The sequence below is a fragment of the Actinomadura formosensis genome, assembly GCF_050948385.1.
In the GTDB taxonomy this organism is placed as follows: domain Bacteria; phylum Actinomycetota; class Actinomycetes; order Streptosporangiales; family Streptosporangiaceae; genus Spirillospora; species Spirillospora formosensis.
The window spans coordinates 5,146,495-5,163,310 of sequence record NZ_CP192011.1 but is presented as its reverse complement, the minus strand read 5'-3'; the positions used below and the strand labels follow the sequence as shown (position 1 = coordinate 5,163,310).

Below are 16,816 nucleotides of genomic sequence, written 5' to 3'. Positions count from 1 at the left end.
CACGATCACGGCACGCCCGCTGAGCTGCCCGGCATCCAGTTTCACTGGTCCGGATCGCAAGAGTCCTGATCACTGGTGTTGCGGTCTTGGGACTGCCCGCGGCGGGCTCCGGGCTGCTGCCGGCACGACGGCGGCACGGACGATGACGGCGCGGCGGTGGGCAGGAGATTCGAAGGCGGGCGGCCGGTGCTCGGCCGGAGGGTGCGTGTGGTGATCGGCGGGGAGGAGGGACTGCGGGACGGCCTCGGTTTGGCCCGGGCGCTGGGGGAGCGGAGCCTGGGGGAGGACGCGGCGGGGCGCGGGCGCGGGCGCGGCCAGTCGGCCCGGGCGGTGCCGACCCGGCCGGGTGCGGTGCCGGCGGGGGAGGGCGCGGGCTCGGCGGGGGCGGGGCTGAGGACGACGGCGGCCGAGACCGTGACGGCCGCGGCCGGGGCCGCGGCGGCCAGCACGGTCTTGGTGCCGGCGTCACGCAGGATGTCGGCCAGGCATAGCAGGGGGAGTACGGCCAGTTCCAGCAGGCGCGGCCGGGGGTGGCAGGCGTTGGCGTTGGAGCGCAGGAGCCGGGCGGCGCGCGCGAGCTGACCGCGGACGAGGTCCTTGCTGAGGACGATGATCGCTCTGCCGTCCTGTTCGCCGAGGTATCCCAGCAGCGGGGCGGGCATCGTGGCGCGGGCGAACGGGCCGATCCTGCCGCGGGTCGGCGCGGCGGTCAGCAGGTGCCGCCAGACCTGGCCGGCGGCGTCGGGATCGGGCGCGGGTGCTCCCGGCGCGGTCCCGGCGATCAGGATGAGGGTCGGCCGGCCCTCCGGCAGCGGCACCGACAGGCATTTCCACCCGGTGGCCGTCCGGAAGGCGTATTCCATTTCGGCGGGCGGGTTCCACTGCTGGGCCACGGCCAGCTGGCTGCGTAACCGGGCGTTCTCCTGGGTCAGGCGTGTGATCATGCTGCGGAGGTCTTGGTCGTCGGGGTTCATGCGTCCTCCCCTCGGGTGCCCGCGTGCGGGGACGCGGACGTGGATCCGCACCGGGGGACGCGCGCTGGGTGGTGCGTCGGCCCGGTGATGGTCGTGGAGACCCTGACCGTAGAAGCGTTTGTGGGGCGGCTTTTGGAGGCTGTACATGGGCGGGTGCCTGCGGCTGGAGCCGACCGGCCGGGGCGGGCCGGGCGCCTGCGCAGGCCCCCGATCGTGGCCGCCCGTCGCCCTCCGGTGGTGCCGGAGGGCGACGGCGGAATCTCAGGAGCGGGTCGGTGCCGTCTCCGCCGGGTGGCGCTCCGCGGGCCCTGCGGCCGGAACGAGGGGGACGGTGAGGCAGGTCGCCCCGCGGCCTTCCGGGATGCCGTGGGCGCCGCCGGCTCGCCATGCCGGCCGGGTCTTCAGCGGGAGGACCGCCCGGCCGGTGTGGGCGCGGCTCCGGGCGTCTTGATCTTGTTGATGACCGGCAGGGAGGGGCCGCCTTCGGCGACGAGGCCGGCCCTGGAGCCGGAGCACAGTTCGATGTGGTGCCGCCGGATCGCCTGGCCGAGGTGCCGCCGGGCCGCCGGGGGAAAGCTGGGAGTGCCGCATCCGTCCATTCGCTGCGTTCCTCTCCTTGTGAGCCGGTCACAGCAGCCGGGACTATGGCCGAGAACTTTAGCGACCCGGAACGGGCTTTGGCGAGCAGTGGCGCTTTTTTCGTCTGAGATTCTCAGAAAAAGTGCGTTCAATGATGGCTCTTTGAAAGTTTTACTTACTTAAAACGCGTTCTAACGCTTCTTGTTGCAGAGGTGTAAGTACGGTCGGTGACAGCTTGCGTGCTCAGGGCGATACGATCCGGGTGAATTGGCCCCCTGCGCACGACCTCGTGGCGACCATGCGGAGGGGGGCGGTGTCCGCCTCCGCGGAGAGGAGCACAGGGCATGAGCATTGAATACCCCTGGATGGTCCTGCTGTTGATCACGATGGCCATGACCGCGGTCGTCGCCGTGGGGAGGCGCCGCAGGCGCGTGCGTAAACGGGCGCGGCAAGCGCGGCAGGGCCGGGCCGAGAACGCGGTCCGCGCCGTCGCCTCGCAACGCGACGACGCCCGCGCGGCCCGCCGGCAGGCCGAGGCGTTCCTGGCGACCGCCCGCCAGGAGCACCGATCCCTGCGGGAAGCATGCCTCGACCTGGCCAGGCGCTGGGCCATGCTGCCCCCCGAGGAACCGCACCGCAACGACCCCTGCGCGTTCGCCGAGGAACTGCGGCACATCGTCCACCTGCACGGCGAGGGGAGCCGATGACCGGCCGACGCCTCACCCCGGCCGGGAATCGCCGCGGGCCTGGCCGCCGTCTTCGGCGCGCTTGTCCCGGCCGGGCCGTCCTCCCCGGGAGACCCGGCCCCGGGGCGGCACGGCGGCTCCGGCGGCCGGCCCCGCCGCGGATACCGGGCCGCGAGCCCCCAGCCCGTCGGCGATCGCCGAAGCCCAGCCCTCGATCTGCGGCCAGTCCCGGTAGTCGCCGTATCGCAGTCCCATGACCTTGCAGATCAGACGCCCGGTGAGGGGGATGTGCTCCCGCCGGAAGACCCCCGAGAAGAGCCGGTGTTCCCGGGCGGCGAGCCTCTGGTGAAGCTCCTCCGTCAGGAGGGCCTCCTCCTTGGGGCCGTAACTCCGCCAGGGACCGCGAAGCGCGGCCGGCATCCCGACGCTGAACAGCCACACCGGGCGGCCGGCCAGGACGTCGTGCGCGCGTGTCACGAAGTCGAGCGCCTCCGGCAGCCACGCACGGCTGTGGACCGCACTGCCGAGCACGAACCCCTCGTACCCGCCTGCGTCCTCCACCCCGTCCATGGGGCGGACCTCAACGCGGATGTCGTGCTCGGCCAGGACCGTACCGATCCGCTCGGCGATGCTCCGCGTGGAACCGTGTGCGCTTGCGTACCCGACAAGGATGGTCATGTCCTCACCTCCGCGTCCTCACCTCCATGTTCTGCCGTCGCGGCCTGCTCCGCCGCAGGTCGTTGGCCCCCAGGGGGAGGGACCTCCGGCCCTAGGGCGCCCGCCGCCCGCGCTGGACGATGGAGGCGGAATCGTCTTCCAACGAGGTGAGCCCTATGGGCTGGGAACCGATCACCAAGGCCGGACTCTCCGGCTCTCCACCGAACCTGGACGACTACGACGCGGTGTGCGCCCGCTTCAGCTGGAAGGACGCCCGGGCCGCCATGGACGGCCTGCCGGACGGGCGGGGCCTGAACATCGCCCATGAGGCGGTCGACCGGCACGCCGCGGGACCACTGCGTGACCGGGTGGCGCTGCGCTGCCTCGACCGTTCCGGCGCGGTGACCGAACTCAGCTACGCGCGGCTGCGGGACGAGACCGGCAGGTTCGCCAACGTGCTGCGGGTCCTCGGGGTGCACAAGGGCGACCGGGTGTTCTCACTGCTGGGCCGGGTACCCGAGCTGTACGTGACGGCCCTCGGAACGTTGAAGAACACCAGTGTCTTCTCACCGCTGTTCCCCGCGTTCGGGCCGGAGCCGATCCGCGAACGGCTCCGCCTCGGTGACGCGAGGGTGCTGGTCACCGATCCCGAACTGTACGCCAGGAAGATCGCCCAGATCCGGGACGAGCTGCCGGGGCTGAAGCACGTCCTCATCGTGGGCGGGGACGAGACGCCGCCCGGCACGGTGTCCTTCCGCGAGATCATGGACGGCGCCGCCCCGGGCTTCGAGATACCGCCGACGGACCCCGAGGACATGGCACTGCTGCATTTCACCAGCGGCACCACGGGGCGGCCGAAGGGCGCGGTGCACGTCCACGAGGCGGTCGTGGCGCACCATGTCACCGCCGCCTACGCGCTCGACCTGCGGACGGGCGACGTGTTCTGGTGCACGGCGGACCCCGGGTGGGTCACCGGCACCTCGTACGGGATCATCGCTCCGCTCACCCACGGGGCGACACTGTTGGTGGACGCCGCCGAGTTCGATGTCCGGCGCTGGTACCGGACCCTGGAGGAGCAGCGCGTCACGGTCTGGTACACCGCCCCGACGGCGCTGCGGATGCTGATGCGGTACGGCACCGAGCCCGCTCGCGGGCACGACCTGTCCGCCCTGCGGTTCGTCGCCAGCGTGGGGGAGCCGCTCAACCCCGAAGCCGTCGTGTGGGGCGAGGAGGCGTTCGGGCTGCCCGTCCACGACAACTGGTGGCAGACCGAGACCGGCGCCATCATGATCAGCAACTACGCGTCCATGGAGATCAGGCCCGGCTCGATGGGACGTCCGGTGCCCGGCGTGGAGGTCGCGCTGCTGGACCGGGGAGCCGACGGGCGCGCCCTCGTGTCGCCCGGCGGGCAGGTGACGGTGGCACGCGGCCCGGACGCCGAAGGCGAGCTGGCGCTGCGTCCCGGCTGGCCGTCCATGTTCCGCGGCTATCTGCACGACGACGCCCGCTACGCCAAGGCGTTCGCCGGCGGCTGGTACCTCACCGGCGACATCGCCCGCCGGGACGCGGGCGGTTACTACTGGTTCGTCGCCCGCGCGGACGACGTGATCAAGTCGGCCGGGCATCTGATCGGGCCGTTCGAGGTCGAGAGCGTCCTCATGGAGCACGAGGCCGTCGCCGAGGCGGGGGTCATCGGGCGGCCGGATCCGGTGGCCGGGGAGATCGTCAAGGCGTTCGTCACCCTGCGTCCCGGCTACCGGGCGGGGGAGGAGCTGCGCCGTGAGCTGATCGCCTTCGGCCGGCGGCGGCTGGCCTCGCTGGCGCCCAAGGAGATCGCCTTCGACCAGAACCTTCCGCACACCCGCAGCGGCAAGGTGATGCGCCGGCTGCTGAAGGCGCGTGAGCTGGGCCTGCCCGAAGGTGACGTGTCGACACTGGAGCAGCATCATGACCAGGAAGAAGACCGCTGAGAAGCGGAACACCGGGCCCGCGGCGGCCGCCGGCGCACCGGACGCGGCCGTCGAGGAGCGCCGCGGCCTGCTCCACGAGATGCTGCGGATCCGGCGCTTCGAGGAACGCTGCGTCGAGCTGTACAGCGCGGCCGAGATCCGCGGGTTCATGCACCTGTACATCGGCGAGGAGGCCGTCGCCGCCGGGACGATGGCGGCGCTCGGACCGGACGACGCGGTCGTCACCACCTACCGCGAGCACGGGCACGCCCTCGCCCGCGGCGTGTCGGCGGAGGCGATCATGGCGGAGATGTTCGGGCGGTCCACCGGGTGCAGCCGCGGCCGCGGCGGCTCGATGCACCTGTTCGACACCGCGACCCGCTTCTACGGCGGCAACGCCATCGTCGCCGGCGGGCTGCCGCTCGCGGTCGGGCTGGCGCTCGCCGACCGGATGCGCGGCGCCGACCGCGTCACGGCCTGCTTCTTCGGTGACGGGGCGGTCGCCGAGGGAGAGTTCCACGAATGCATGAACCTGGCCGCGCTGTGGCACCTGCCGGTCCTGTTCGTCTGCGAGAACAACCGCTACGCCATGGGCACGGCGCTCGCCCGCGAGCACGCGGAGACGGATCTGGCGCTGCGCGCCTCGTCCTACGGGACGGTCTCCTGGGCGGTCGACGGCATGGACGTCCTCGCCGTCTCCACCGCCGCGCGGCGGGCGGCCGAGGCGGTGCGCTGGGGCGGCGGCCCGCATTTCCTGGAGATGCGCACCTACCGGTACCGCGCCCACTCGATGTACGACCCGGACCTCTACCGCGACAAGAGCGAGATCGAGGAGTGGCGGCGGCACGACCCGATCGACGCCCTCACGACCCGGATGCGCGACACCGGCGAACTGGGCGACGACGATGTCGCCGCGATGGAGAAGGAGATCGCCGCCGAGATCGACGCCGCCGTGGAGGCGGCGAAGGCGGCGCCGCTGGAACCGGTCGAGGATCTGGCCCGGTTCGTCTACTCCGAAGAGGCGGTGCGGCCATGACGACGACGAAGACCCGCGACGCCGACAAGGCCGCCGGGAACGAGCCCATCACCTACCGGGAGGCCATGCGGGCCGCCCTGCGCGATGCGCTCACCAGGGACGACCGGGTCTTCCTCATGGGAGAGGACGTCGGGCGCTACGGCGGCTGCTTCGCCGTCAGCCTCGGGCTGCTGGAAGAGTTCGGGCCCGAGCGGATCCGCGACACGCCCCTGTCGGAGTCGGCGTTCGTCGGTGCGGGCATCGGCGCGGCCCTCGCCGGGATGCGGCCCATCGTCGAGATCATGACGGTCAATTTCAGCCTGCTCGCGCTCGACCAGATCCTCAACAACGCGGCGACCCTGTCGCACATGTCCGGCGGGCAGGTCGGCGTGCCGCTCGTCATCCGCATGACGACCGGGGCGGGCCGGCAGCTCGCCGCCCAGCACTCCCACAGCCTCGAAGGCTGGTACGCGCACATCCCCGGCCTGCGCATCCTCGCCCCCGCGACCCTGGAGGACGCCCGGGGCATGCTGTGGACGGCGCTGGAGAACCCCGACCCCGTCCTGATCGCCGAGCACGGCTCGTTGTACGGCATGGCCGGTGAGCTGCCGCCCGGCGCGGGCGCGGTGGACATCGACCGCGCCGCGGTCCGCCGGACCGGCTCGGACGTCAGCCTCATCACCTACGGCGGAACCCTGCCGAAGACCCTGGACGCCGCCGAGCGGCTCGCGTCCGAGGGCGTCCAGGCCGAGGTCATCGACCTGCGATCGCTGCGCCCGCTGGACGACGCCACCATCATGAGCTCGGTCCGCCGCACCCACCGCGCCGTGATCGTGGACGAGGCGTGGCGGTCCGGGAGCCTGTCCGCGGAGATCAGCGCCCGCATCACCGAGCAGGCGTTCTACGACCTCGACGCGCCGGTCGGCCGGGTGTGCGGCGCCGAGGTCCCCATCCCGTACGCCCGGCACCTGGAGGAGGCGGCGCTACCGCAGCCGGACGACATCGTCGCCGCCGCGCACCGGGCGGTGAGCGGCGATGCCTGACTTCACGATGCCCTCGCTCGGCGCCGACATGGAGCGGGGCACCCTCACCCGATGGCTGGTCGAACCCGGAGACCGGGTGCACAAGGGGGACATCGTCGCCGTCGTCGAGACCGACAAGGCCGATATCGAGGTCGAATGCTTCGACGACGGCGTGATCGACACCCTTCTCGTCCAGCCCGGCGCCAACGTGCCGGTCGGAACCCCGCTCGCCAGGCTGACCTCCCCGGCCGCCGCCCCGAGCGCCCCGCCCTCCACTGCGAAGCCGAAGCCTCCCGCTGCGAAGCCGAAGCCCCCGGCTGCGAAGCCGAAGCCGCCCGCCGCGGAGCCGAAGCGGCCCGTGCCCGCGGGCCACCCGGAGCCGGAGCGGGGAAAACCGGCCCCCGCTCCCCGGCGCCCCGAACCGGCGACTCCGCTCGTCCAGCGCCTCGCCGAGGAACGGGGCATCGACCTGACCTCGGTGAACGGCACGGGACACGGCGGCAGGATCGTCCGCGCGGACATCGAACGGGCGACCCGGCCGAAGGCGTCACCGCTGGCCCGCCGGCTCGCGACCGAACTCGGCGTGGATCTGCACCACGTGTACGGGTCGGGAGCCCGCGGCGTCATCCGCGCCGACGATGTCCGCGCCGCCGCACGGGCCCCCCGGCGACCCGCGGAGCCCCGCCCCGCGGCCGACGAGAAGCAGGCGGCGATGCGGCGGGCGATCGGCCGGCTCATGGCCAGAAGCAAACGCGAAATACCGCACTACTACCTCGGCACCACCATCGACATGGGTGAGGCGACCGGCTGGCTGCGCCGGCGCAACCGCGAACTGCCGGTGGCGCGGCGCCTTCTCCCGGCCGCGATGCTGCTCAAGGCCAGCGCCCTGGCGGCCCGTGAGGTACCCGAACTCAACGGCCACTGGCTCGACGAGAAGTTCGTCCCCGGCGACGGCGTCCACCTCGGCATCGTCACCGCGCTGCGCGGCGGCGGGCTGGTGACCCCCACCCTGCGCCGCGCCGACGAACTTTCCCTGGACGACCTGATGTCCGCCCTCAAGGACCTGCTCGTCCGCGCCCGGTCGGGCCGGCTGCGCGGTTCCGAGCTGGACGGCGCCACGATCACCGTCACCAACCTGGGCGACCAGGGCGTGGAATCGGTCACCGGCGTCATCTTCCCGCCGCAGGTCGCGCTCCTCGGCTTCGGCAGGATCGTCCAGCGTCCGTGGGCGGTGAACGGGCTGCTGGGCGTCCGCCCGGTGGTCACCGCCACGCTGGCCGCCGACCACCGCGCCACCGACGGATACACCGGTGCGCGGATCCTGGAGGCCGTGGACCGGCTGCTGCAACACCCGGAGGAGCTATGACACCCCGACAGGCGCGTGAACTGGCCGTCCGCTCGCTGGAGAAGGTCGCCCCGGACATCGACGCCGGGACGGTCGGCGGAGACGCCTCGCTGCGCGAAGATCTCGGCCTCGACTCCCTCGACTTCCTCGGCTTCGTGGAAGAACTGAGCGAAGGATCGGGCCTGCGCATCGACGAGGACGACTACCCGGAACTGGCCACCCTCGACGCCTGCGTCACCTACCTCACCCACCGGGCCTGACCACAGGCGCCGGCCCCCATGTCAGCGGGCGGTTCGCAGCAGCTCGTACGGGTCCAGGCCGGTGACGGGCATGCCCGAGCCGTCGAAGACGGTGGCCCCCGCTTCGGCCAGCGCCTTGCGCGACTGCCGGTAGTGATGGGCGCACAGGTGGATGTCCACGGGGCTCAGGTCATGGCCGATGATCGGCATGACCGCGATCACGACGGGCTTGGCCAGGCAGCAGCACGCCCGATCCGCCAGAACCGGGACGGGCGGACCATGAGTGCGTTCGGCTTGGTCTTGAGCCGTCCGCGTGCCCGCGAGCCGGGTGATGCCCTTGTACGGAAACTTGGTAGCCATGTCTTCAGCCTGTCCTGCCGCCACCCGGCAGGACAGGGCCGTCCATACACACATCCCAGGACCAACGGCCCCGCCCCGACGGCACGATCGTGCGGACGCCCGGGGCGATGCCCGGCAGCACCCACGCCCTGACCGCCGCCGTCCTGCAGAACTAAGAGGTCACCCGAGGATGAAAGCGTCACCGGCACCACGGCCGGCGCCGACTGGCCTGGACCATCGAGTGAACACCATCGGCATCCCACCCACCCGCGCCCGGCTCACCCCGGCCGCGCAACTCCCCGCCGCGATACTCGCCCGCATACTTGGCGTCCACATCAACGTCGCAGTCCAATGGCACGCGCTTGTGCCGGAGACTGGACGACCTACGCAGCAGACGTTGGCCGCCGCACCTGAGGAGACCTGTGACCAGGAACGACACCCAAAAGCACGTGGGGGATCCCTTCGGCACGCTTCGCCGGGTCCTGTGGATCAGCGGCGGGCAATGGGCCGGCAAGTCCACCGTCGCCCGGCTGCTGACCCTCCGCTACGGGTTGACCGCCTACCACTACGACTACCAGGATGCCCGCGGCCACAACGACCGCCGGATCGCTCGCCGCGTCAAGCTCGGCCAACCTCCCGCCGACCCGGACCCCGACCGGACCTGGGTGAACACCACCCCGGAGGACATGGCCGCCAAAACGCTGGCCGACTTCCCCGTCCGGTTCGAATGGGCCCTGGACGACCTGCGCGCCCTGGTCTCCGGGCGCCCCATCATCGCCGAAGGCTGGGGGCTCCGCCCCGAACTGGTCGCCCCGATCATCGACTCGCCCCGGCAGATGGTCGTCATGGTGCCCACCCAGGCTTTCCGCGACCGCCAGCTCCACGACCTCCCCCGAGCCGCCCGCATCGGCCATGGCGTCAGCGACCCCGAACGGGCCCAACGCAACCGGCTGGAGCGAGACCGCCTCGTCGCCGACGACGCCGTCCGCTCCGCGCAACGCCTCGGCATCCGCGTGATCGAGGTCGACGGATCCCGCGACGCCACGGCCATTGCCGACATCGTCGCCGACCACTTCGGCCCCTACCTGCCACCACCAGAGGACCCCAGCGCTTGATCGGCACGGGCGTTCAGGCAGTTCTGATACCCGACTGTGCCGTTGGATACGGATTCAGCCACCGGCCGCGTGATCCCTCGGGGCGGCTGTCCGCCCGTGATCCGAACTTGGTTCGGCGGTGCTGTCCGAGGCCGTTCCGGTGGTGGTGTAGAGGACCTCGCGGGCCTGCTCGGCGGCGCGGAGGAGGCTCTCGCCGACGAAGTCGAGGAAGCGGGCGGCGTTCTCCAGGCGGGTGGCGGCCGGGGTGCCGGGGCCGAGGAGGGCGACGCCCTGGCGCGCGGCCTCGGCGAACTGGTCGTTGGAGCGGGCACTGCGGATCATCGACTGGTACCACAGGTCGTCGTCGACGACATAGCGGTCACGGCGGTGTTCGTCGCGCTGGCGGCGGACGAGGTCCAGGTTCTCCAGGAACGTGATCGCTTTGGAGATGGACGCCGGGCTGACCTGCAGTCGCCGGGCGAGTTCTGCCGCGGTGAGGCTGCCGGAGTCGGTGGTGTAGAGGCAGGCCAGCACCCGGGCCATCATCTTGGGGAGGCCGGAGGTCATGAAGACGGTGGTGAGCGTCTCGGCGTACTCGCGGACGGCCTCGGCGTCGCGTCCGTAGGGCTGCGCCGCCGCCTGCGCCCCCTGGGGCGCGGTCTGCCTGCGCTGGCGGGCGCGGCGTTCGGTGGCGTGGTGGGCCAGGTCGGCGCGGTAGCCGGCGGGGCCGCCGTTGCGCATCACCTCACGCGTGACCGTCGAGGTCGGACGGTTGAGGCGTCGGGCGATTTCGGCGTAGGGAAGGCCGTCGGCCAGCCCCAGCGCGATCTGCCGGCGGTCCTGCTGGGTGAGCCTGCCTCCCGGCATCACGATCTCCTTGATGATCATTCGTGGCGGTCCCCGACCCCTCCACCATAGCGTTCACTTCCCATCCATTGCAATGATCGGGTGACGGTCGTTGCGTTAATCTTGAATGCCGTTGCAACAGTTTTCAAGCTTCTACCTGCATAGACATTGATTTTATGCAACGTATGCGTTGCAGTGATTTAGAAAGCAACGTAGCGTTTCTGGTGTTCGAAACAACGAGCAGCAGTGCGAGGAAACCACGATGCAGAAGTTCGACACCCCCGCCCCGATCTCCGCCGTCCTGGACATCCCCGCCGGACGCGTCCAGTTCATCGCCGCCGACCGCGCCGGCACCCGGGTCGAGGTCCTGCCCGCGAACGCCTCCAAGGGCCGCGACGTGAAGGCGGCGGAGCAGACCACGGTCGAATATGCCGACGGCGTCCTGCGGATCAAGACTTCGGCCAAGGACCAGTCCTTCGCCCCCTCTGGATCCGTCGAGGTGACGGTCAAGCTGCCCGCCGGTTCCCGCATTGAGGCGAAGACGGCCGGCGCCGAGTTCCGGGCCGTCGGCCGCCTCGGCGACATCGCCTTTGCAGGCGCCTACCGCCACATCAAGATCGACGAGGCCGCCGGCGTCCACCTCACCGCGACCGACGGCGACGTCGAGGTAGGCCGCTTGAACGGCCCCGCGGACATCAGCACCCAAAGAGGCGACATCCAGATCGCCGAGGCCACGGGCGGCACGGTCGTGCTGCGCACCCAGGCCGGCGACATCTCCGTCGGCGCCGCCGCCGGAGTTTCGGCCGCCCTGGACGCCGGCACCTCCTACGGCCGCATCACCAACACCCTCAAGAACGACGGCACCGCCGAACTCGACATCCGCGCCACCACCTCCCACGGCGACATCGCCGCCCGCAGCCTCTAAAGGAGCAGAGCCATGACGAACCTGGCCATCGCCGCGAACGGGCTGCGCAAGTCCTACCCCGGCAAGGACGGCGACAAGGTCGTGCTCGACGGCATCGACCTGGCCGTCCCCGAAGCAACGATCTTCTCCCTGCTCGGCCCCAACGGCGCCGGCAAGACCACCACCGTGCAGATCCTGTCCACCCTGATCGCTGCCGACGGCGGCCAGGTCCAGGTCGCGGGATACGACCTGAACCGCCAGGCCGACGACGTGCGCGGCGCGATCGGCGTCACCGGGCAGTACTCGGCGGTCGACAAGCTGCTCACCGGCGAGGAGAACCTGCTCCTCATGGCCGACCTCAAGCACCTGTCCCGCGGAGACGGTAAGCGCAAGGCCGCCGAACTGGTGGAGCGCTTCGACCTGGCCGACGCGGCCCGCAAACCCGCCGGCACCTACTCCGGCGGCATGCAACGCCGGCTCGACCTGGCGATGACCCTGGTCGGCGACCCACGCCTGATCTTCCTGGACGAACCCACCACCGGCCTCGACCCACGCAGCCGCCGCACCATGTGGGGCATCGTCCGCGACCTCGTCGCCGGCGGCGTCACCATCTTCCTCACCACCCAGTACCTGGAGGAAGCAGACCAGCTCGCCGACCACATCGCCCTGCTCGACCACGGACGGCTGATCGCCGAAGGCACCGCCGATCAGCTCAAGCGGCTCATCCCCGGCGGCCACGTGTCGCTGCGATTCACCGACGACGACGCGCTCAAGGACGCGCTCGGCGTGCTCGGCAGGGGCTTCGTGGACCCGTCCGACGACGACCGGCTCACGCTGCAGATCCCCTCCGACGGCGGAGTCGCGTCACTGCGCGACCTGCTCGCCCGGCTGGACGCGGCGGGCATCGAACCGGCCGACCTCGGCGTCCACACCCCCGACCTCGACGACGTCTTCCTCGCCCTCACCGGCCAGAACAGCGACCAGGACAAGGAGCCCGTCCGATGAGCACTCTCACCCTCGCCATGCGTGACTCCTCCACCATGGTCCGGCGCCAGCTCAAACGCCTGCTCCGCTACCCGTCCATGACCGTGCAACTGGTCATCACGCCCGTCATCCTCCTGCTGCTGTTCGTCTACGTCTTCGGCGGCACCCTCGGCGCAGGCATCGGCGGCGGCCGCGACACCTACGTCAACTACGTCGTCCCCGGCATCCTGCTCATGGCGGCCACCATGGCCGCGACCGGAACCGCCGTCATGGTCGCCACCGACATGACCGAAGGCATCATCGCCCGCTTCCGTACCATGCGGATCTCCCGGGCCTCAATCCTGACCGGCCACGTCGTCGCCAGCGTCATCCAGCAGCTCCTCGGCATGGCCGTCGTCATCGGCGTCGCCCTGGCGATCGGCTTCCGCCCCGACGCCACCGCCGCCGAATGGCTGGCCGCCGCCGGACTGCTCACCCTGTTCGTCGTGGCCATCACCTGGCTGTCGGTCGCCCTCGGCCTGAAGTCCCCGACCCCCGAGGCCGCCAGCAACGCACCCATGCCCCTGGTCTTCCTGCCCTTCCTCGGCAGCGGCTTCGTCCCCACCGACTCCATGCCCACCGCCCTGCGCTGGTTCGCCGAATACCAGCCCTTCACCCCCGTCATGCAAACCGTCCGCGGCCTCCTGCTCGGCACCCCGATCGGCGACAACGCCGCCATCGCCACCGCCTGGTGCGCGGGCATCGCCGCCGTCTCCTACCTCTGGGCCAAGCACACCTACAACAAGACCTGACCATGAACCGGCCGAACAGGGCCGTCAGACCGGTTGGTCTGACGGCCCTGAACCTTTCCACCCGTCGCACCCGCAAGAGCGTTCAGACAAGTACACGTTTCTAGAGGGCTCACCCGTGTCTGCTCACTCCAGAGATCTTCGATCTCCCCGGTGTTCAAACCGAACCGGGCGGGCCATTTGGCATCGCCGGGACTGTCCTGAAGATCGTGTGGGTGATTGGGCCTGTGGGCGGGCGCCGGCGGCGAAGGCGCCAAGCACTGGATGACAGCCGGGTCGGCGCGGGGGATCCACCATGATCGCGTACGAGCCCAGTGATGGAAATCTTGGAGTGAGAGCAAGATCGCAGAGTTTATGTCTCTGGCCTGCGGAAATTTTGGAGCGGGCGACGGGAATCGAACCCGCGTAGCCAGTTTGGAAGACTGGGGCTCTACCATTGAGCTACGCCCGCGAGCGGATGGAGAGCCGGGTGGCCCTCGATCGCCATCCCGTAGCGTACAGGGTTCCGGGGGCGGACGGGTCCGGCGGGCGGGATGCGGGTTCGGCGCAGCGGGCGGGGGCTGATCGGGACTAGACTTCTCCCGTCACCGCGCTCGGCGGTGACGTGCGGGCTGTAGCGCAGTTTGGTAGCGCACCGGCTTTGGGTGCCGGGGGCCGTGGGTTCAAATCCCGCCAGCCCGACAGGGACGATTGGGCCGCCGGCCGGGCGCGCCGCCTTGGGCGGGCCCGGCCGGCGGCCCGGTGCCGGTCAGAGGGTTTCCAGGAATGCGCGGGCGTCGGACGCCGCGGTGCCGATCGCCTCCGGCAGGTGCTCTGGGTGGCGGCCGCCCGCGTTCGCCACCCGGCCCTTGCCTCCTGCTCCGCCGCCGACCTGCCGTGCCGCGCGGGTCAGGAGGTCGCGCGCCGGGACGGCGATGTCCGTGCCCACTGCCGCCAGCAGTGCCGCTTTGCCGCCGGACTCGGTGCCCAGAACGACGATGCCGCGGGGGGCGCGGCGGTTGAGGATGCCCCTCGCGATGGTGCGGAGGTCCGTGCTGGTCAAGCCCGGGATCGTCTGCGCGACCAGCCAGCCGCCCGGTGTCTGTTCGGCTTGGGACGCCAGCCGGTCCGCATGCGCGTTCAGTTCCGCCCCGCGGAGGGTTTCCAGGTGTCGCTGGGTTTCCGCGAGTGTTTCCAAGCGTTGGCGCAGGCGGGCCGGGGCCTGGTCGGGGTGGACGTTCAGGAGGGCCGCGAGTTCGTCCAGCAGGTGCCGCTGGTGGTCGTGGTGGCGGAGCGCGTCGGCGCCGGTGAGGGCTTCGATGCGGCGCAGGCCGGTGCCGATGGACGACTCGCCGACGATGTGGACGGGGCCCGCCTGCGAACCGTGGCCGACGTGGGTGCCGCCGCACAGTTCGCGGGACGCGTCGCCGATGTCCACGATGCGGACGTGCTCGCCGTACTTCTCGCCGAACAGCGCGATCGCGCCGGCGGTTTCCGCGTCCGCCCTGGCCGCCTCCCAGACGCGGACGCCGGGGTCGTCGAGCAGGTAGTCGTTGACGAGGGTCTGCAGGGAGCCCGTCTCGACCGGGGAGAGGTGCGTGAAGTCGAAACGCAGGCGTCCCGGCTCTACGCGGGAGCCGCGTTGGGTCGCGTGGTCGCCGAGGAGGCGGCGCAGCATCGCGTGCAGGACGTGGGTGGCGCTGTGCGATCGTGCGGTCGCCTGCCGGCGGTCCGCGTCGATGACCGCTTGCACCTCGTCGCCGGGACGCAGCTCGCCGTCCAGTATGCGGACGGTGTGCACGTGCAGGCCGTCCAGGCCGGGGCGGGTGTCGAGGACCCGCGCCTTCCCGGTGGGGGTGTGCAGTGTGCCGGTGTCGCCGACCTGGCCGCCCGATTCGGCGTAGCACGGGGTCCGGGAGAGGATCACTTCGAGTTCGTCGCCCTCGGCCGCGCCGCGCAGTTCGCCGCCCGGGCCGAGGAGTGCGAGCACGGTTGTTTCCGCTGTTTCCGCGGCGTGGCCGACGAAGTCCGTGAGGCCGTGTTCGGCGGTGACGCGGCGGTAGACCTCCTGGCGGGCGACCGCGTCGCCCTTCCGGTCCTGGCCCGCCCGGTGCGCCTGGCGGCGCTGCTCGTCGAGGAGTTCCGCGAACGCGTCGGTGTCGACGGTGAGGCCCGCCGAGCGCGCCGCGTCGATGGTCAGGTCGATCGGGAAGCCGTAGGTGTCGTGCAGCTCGAACGCGGTGCGGCCGGAGATCGTCGAGGTCGTGCGGGTGATCGCCGCGTCGAGGAGCCGGGAGCCCTGGCGCAGCGTCCGCTCGAAGCCCTCCTCCTCGGCCGTGACCACCTGGCGGATCAGCTCGGACCGCCGGGTCAGTTCCGGCCACGTCCCGCCGAGGGTGCCGATCACGCTGGACGTCAGGTCCGGCAGCGCCGGGTCGATGCCGAGCCGGCGCGCGTGCCGGATCGCGCGGCGCATCAGCCGGCGCAGCACGTAGCCGCGGCCGTCGCGTGCGGGCATGACGCCGTCGGCGATGAGGAACGCGATCGACCGGGAGTGTTCCGCGACGATGCGGAAAGAGCTGGAGTCGTCGCTGCCGTCCCGTCCGGGATAGGGGCGTCCCGCCATTTCCTGGACGAGCTGGAAAGTGGGTGAGAGGAGGTCGGTTTCGCAGACCGTGTCCACGTCCTGCAATACAGCCGCGAGACGGTCGAGACCGAGCCCCGTGTCGATGTTCCGCGTGGGAAGTTCCCCCAGAATCGGATACTCGCCCTTGCCGGACCCCTCCCCGCGGAGGTTCTGCATGAAGACGAGATTCCACAGTTCCTGGTAGCGCTCGCCGTCCACCGCGGGTCCGCCCTCTCGCCCGAAGGACGGGCCCCGGTCGTAGTGCAGTTCGGTGGACGGCCCACATGGGCCGGGTATGCCCATTGACCAGTGGTTGTCCCCCATGCCGAGCCGCTGAATCCGCTCCGAGGGGACGCCGATGCGCCGCCAGAGCCGCACGGACTCCTCGTCGTCCAGGTACACGGTGACCCATAGGCGTTCCGGGTCGAGGTTGTAATGCCGGGTGAACAGCTCCCACGCCCAGGCGATCGTCTCCGCCTTGAAGTAGTCGCCGAACGAGAAGTTGCCGAGCATTTCGAAGAACGTCGCGTGCCGCGTGGTGCGGCCGACGTTTTCGATGTCGGACGTACGCGCGCACTTCTGCACCGATACCGCCCGCGGGGGCTCCGGCGTGGTTTCGCCGAGGAAGTACGGCTTGAACTGGTTCATCCCCGCGTTCGTCAGCAGCAGCGTGGGATCGGACGGAACCAGCGGGCTGGACGGCACGACGCGATGGTCGCGCTCTCGGAAGAAGTCCAGAAAGGTCGAGCGGATGTCAGTCGAAAGCATGGGACGGCCTCACGAGGTCGAT

The 16,816-nt window shown here is 71.1% G+C and carries 16 protein-coding genes and 2 tRNA genes; 11 read left to right on the top strand and 7 right to left on the bottom strand.

Annotation, left to right across the window (positions count from 1 at the left end; translation table 11 throughout):
- Positions 1–41: 41 nt before the first annotated feature.
- Positions 42–974, bottom strand: coding sequence for a hypothetical protein (locus ACQP1N_RS24345; RefSeq protein ID WP_433226817.1), 933 nt, complete (start codon positions 972–974; stop codon positions 42–44).
- Between the two features lie 401 nt (positions 975–1,375).
- The gene (locus ACQP1N_RS24340) at positions 1,376–1,573 is read right to left on the bottom strand and encodes a hypothetical protein (RefSeq protein WP_433226815.1); all 198 of its coding nucleotides are present in this window, start codon (positions 1,571–1,573) and stop codon (positions 1,376–1,378) included.
- 324 nt (positions 1,574–1,897) lie between these two features.
- On the opposite strand from ACQP1N_RS24340, the gene ACQP1N_RS24335 reads away from it, so the two are divergent.
- Positions 1,898–2,260, top strand: a complete 363-nt coding sequence (locus ACQP1N_RS24335; protein ID WP_131732826.1) for a hypothetical protein — start codon at positions 1,898–1,900, stop codon at positions 2,258–2,260.
- A gap of 12 nt (positions 2,261–2,272) precedes the next feature.
- On the opposite strand, the gene ACQP1N_RS24330 is transcribed toward ACQP1N_RS24335, so the two are convergent.
- A complete protein-coding gene (locus ACQP1N_RS24330; protein WP_084262516.1) occupies positions 2,273–2,917 on the bottom strand; it encodes a flavodoxin domain-containing protein in 645 nt (214 codons plus the stop codon).
- A gap of 155 nt (positions 2,918–3,072) precedes the next feature.
- On the opposite strand from ACQP1N_RS24330, the gene acsA reads away from it, so the two are divergent.
- The 5 genes from acsA to ACQP1N_RS24305 are packed head-to-tail and all read left to right on the top strand — an operon-like array spanning position 3,073 to position 8,487.
- Positions 3,073–4,866, top strand: a complete 1,794-nt coding sequence (acsA, locus tag ACQP1N_RS24325) for an acetate--CoA ligase (protein WP_433226813.1) — start codon at positions 3,073–3,075, stop codon at positions 4,864–4,866.
- Entirely contained in the window at positions 4,844–5,881 is a 1,038-nt protein-coding gene (pdhA, locus tag ACQP1N_RS24320; protein ID WP_174548827.1) for a pyruvate dehydrogenase (acetyl-transferring) E1 component subunit alpha, read from the top strand. Before acsA ends, pdhA begins: the two co-directional genes overlap by 23 nt.
- Positions 5,878–6,903, top strand: a complete 1,026-nt coding sequence (locus ACQP1N_RS24315; protein WP_067794146.1) for an alpha-ketoacid dehydrogenase subunit beta — start codon at positions 5,878–5,880, stop codon at positions 6,901–6,903. Before pdhA ends, ACQP1N_RS24315 begins: the two co-directional genes overlap by 4 nt.
- Positions 6,896–8,248: a dihydrolipoamide acetyltransferase family protein gene (locus ACQP1N_RS24310; RefSeq protein WP_067794145.1), complete on the top strand. Its 1,353-nt coding sequence runs from the start codon at positions 6,896–6,898 to the stop codon at positions 8,246–8,248. Before ACQP1N_RS24315 ends, ACQP1N_RS24310 begins: the two co-directional genes overlap by 8 nt.
- The gene (locus ACQP1N_RS24305) at positions 8,245–8,487 is read left to right on the top strand and encodes an acyl carrier protein (RefSeq protein WP_067794144.1); all 243 of its coding nucleotides are present in this window, start codon (positions 8,245–8,247) and stop codon (positions 8,485–8,487) included. Before ACQP1N_RS24310 ends, ACQP1N_RS24305 begins: the two co-directional genes overlap by 4 nt.
- Positions 8,488–8,508: 21 nt before the next feature.
- Here ACQP1N_RS24305 and ACQP1N_RS24300 read toward each other — a convergent pair whose 3' ends face one another.
- Complete coding sequence (locus ACQP1N_RS24300) at positions 8,509–8,826, bottom strand: DUF7455 domain-containing protein (RefSeq protein WP_131732827.1); 318 nt, start codon at positions 8,824–8,826, stop codon at positions 8,509–8,511.
- A 401-nt stretch (positions 8,827–9,227) separates the two neighbouring features.
- Between ACQP1N_RS24300 and ACQP1N_RS24295 the strand changes: the two genes are divergently transcribed.
- Positions 9,228–9,920, top strand: coding sequence for a hypothetical protein (locus ACQP1N_RS24295; RefSeq protein WP_242608935.1), 693 nt, complete (start codon positions 9,228–9,230; stop codon positions 9,918–9,920).
- Between the two features lie 54 nt (positions 9,921–9,974).
- On the opposite strand, the gene ACQP1N_RS24290 is transcribed toward ACQP1N_RS24295, so the two are convergent.
- Entirely contained in the window at positions 9,975–10,766 is a 792-nt protein-coding gene (locus ACQP1N_RS24290) for a helix-turn-helix domain-containing protein (protein ID WP_433232802.1), read from the bottom strand.
- 241 nt (positions 10,767–11,007) lie between these two features.
- Here ACQP1N_RS24290 and ACQP1N_RS24285 point away from each other — a divergent pair, with 241 nt between their 5' ends.
- From ACQP1N_RS24285 to ACQP1N_RS24275, 3 genes are read left to right on the top strand one after another with little or no spacing between them, the layout of a single operon-like run.
- The gene (locus ACQP1N_RS24285; protein WP_067794141.1) at positions 11,008–11,670 is read left to right on the top strand and encodes a DUF4097 family beta strand repeat-containing protein; all 663 of its coding nucleotides are present in this window, start codon (positions 11,008–11,010) and stop codon (positions 11,668–11,670) included.
- A 12-nt stretch (positions 11,671–11,682) separates the two neighbouring features.
- Positions 11,683–12,654, top strand: a complete 972-nt coding sequence (locus tag ACQP1N_RS24280; RefSeq protein ID WP_433226809.1) for an ATP-binding cassette domain-containing protein — start codon at positions 11,683–11,685, stop codon at positions 12,652–12,654.
- Entirely contained in the window at positions 12,651–13,424 is a 774-nt protein-coding gene (locus ACQP1N_RS24275) for an ABC transporter permease (protein ID WP_433226807.1), read from the top strand. The genes ACQP1N_RS24280 and ACQP1N_RS24275 overlap by 4 nt, the downstream gene beginning before the upstream one ends.
- Positions 13,425–13,798: 374 nt before the next feature.
- Here ACQP1N_RS24275 and ACQP1N_RS24270 read toward each other — a convergent pair.
- Positions 13,799–13,872, bottom strand: a tRNA-Gly gene (locus tag ACQP1N_RS24270).
- A 156-nt stretch (positions 13,873–14,028) separates the two neighbouring features.
- On the opposite strand from ACQP1N_RS24270, the gene ACQP1N_RS24265 reads away from it, so the two are divergent.
- A tRNA-Pro gene (locus tag ACQP1N_RS24265) sits at positions 14,029–14,102 on the top strand.
- A gap of 67 nt (positions 14,103–14,169) precedes the next feature.
- Here the strand turns inward: ACQP1N_RS24265 and alaS are convergent.
- Positions 14,170–16,794 carry an alanine--tRNA ligase gene (gene alaS, locus ACQP1N_RS24260; protein WP_433226805.1) on the bottom strand — a complete coding sequence of 875 codons (2,625 nt, stop codon included), beginning with the start codon at positions 16,792–16,794 and terminating at the stop codon, positions 14,170–14,172.
- Between the last annotated feature and the right edge of the window lie 22 nt (positions 16,795–16,816).

Excerpts from the sequence above, each read along its gene's own strand:
- ACQP1N_RS24345 (WP_433226817.1), bottom strand. The coding sequence starts at position 974 with ATGAACCCCGACGACCAAGACCTCCGCAGCATGATCACACGCCTGACC.
- ACQP1N_RS24340 (WP_433226815.1), bottom strand. The coding sequence starts at position 1,573 with ATGGACGGATGCGGCACTCCCAGCTTTCCCCCGGCGGCCCGGCGGCAC.
- ACQP1N_RS24335 (WP_131732826.1), top strand. The coding sequence starts at position 1,898 with ATGAGCATTGAATACCCCTGGATGGTCCTGCTGTTGATCACGATGGCC.
- ACQP1N_RS24330 (WP_084262516.1), bottom strand. The coding sequence starts at position 2,917 with ATGACCATCCTTGTCGGGTACGCAAGCGCACACGGTTCCACGCGGAGC.
- acsA (WP_433226813.1), top strand. The coding sequence starts at position 3,073 with ATGGGCTGGGAACCGATCACCAAGGCCGGACTCTCCGGCTCTCCACCG.
- pdhA (WP_174548827.1), top strand. The coding sequence starts at position 4,844 with ATGACCAGGAAGAAGACCGCTGAGAAGCGGAACACCGGGCCCGCGGCG.
- ACQP1N_RS24315 (WP_067794146.1), top strand. The coding sequence starts at position 5,878 with ATGACGACGACGAAGACCCGCGACGCCGACAAGGCCGCCGGGAACGAG.
- ACQP1N_RS24310 (WP_067794145.1), top strand. The coding sequence starts at position 6,896 with ATGCCTGACTTCACGATGCCCTCGCTCGGCGCCGACATGGAGCGGGGC.
- ACQP1N_RS24305 (WP_067794144.1), top strand. The coding sequence starts at position 8,245 with ATGACACCCCGACAGGCGCGTGAACTGGCCGTCCGCTCGCTGGAGAAG.
- ACQP1N_RS24300 (WP_131732827.1), bottom strand. The coding sequence starts at position 8,826 with ATGGCTACCAAGTTTCCGTACAAGGGCATCACCCGGCTCGCGGGCACG.
- ACQP1N_RS24290 (WP_433232802.1), bottom strand. The coding sequence starts at position 10,766 with ATGCCGGGAGGCAGGCTCACCCAGCAGGACCGCCGGCAGATCGCGCTG.
- ACQP1N_RS24285 (WP_067794141.1), top strand. The coding sequence starts at position 11,008 with ATGCAGAAGTTCGACACCCCCGCCCCGATCTCCGCCGTCCTGGACATC.
- ACQP1N_RS24280 (WP_433226809.1), top strand. The coding sequence starts at position 11,683 with ATGACGAACCTGGCCATCGCCGCGAACGGGCTGCGCAAGTCCTACCCC.
- ACQP1N_RS24275 (WP_433226807.1), top strand. The coding sequence starts at position 12,651 with ATGAGCACTCTCACCCTCGCCATGCGTGACTCCTCCACCATGGTCCGG.
- alaS (WP_433226805.1), bottom strand. The coding sequence starts at position 16,794 with ATGCTTTCGACTGACATCCGCTCGACCTTTCTGGACTTCTTCCGAGAG.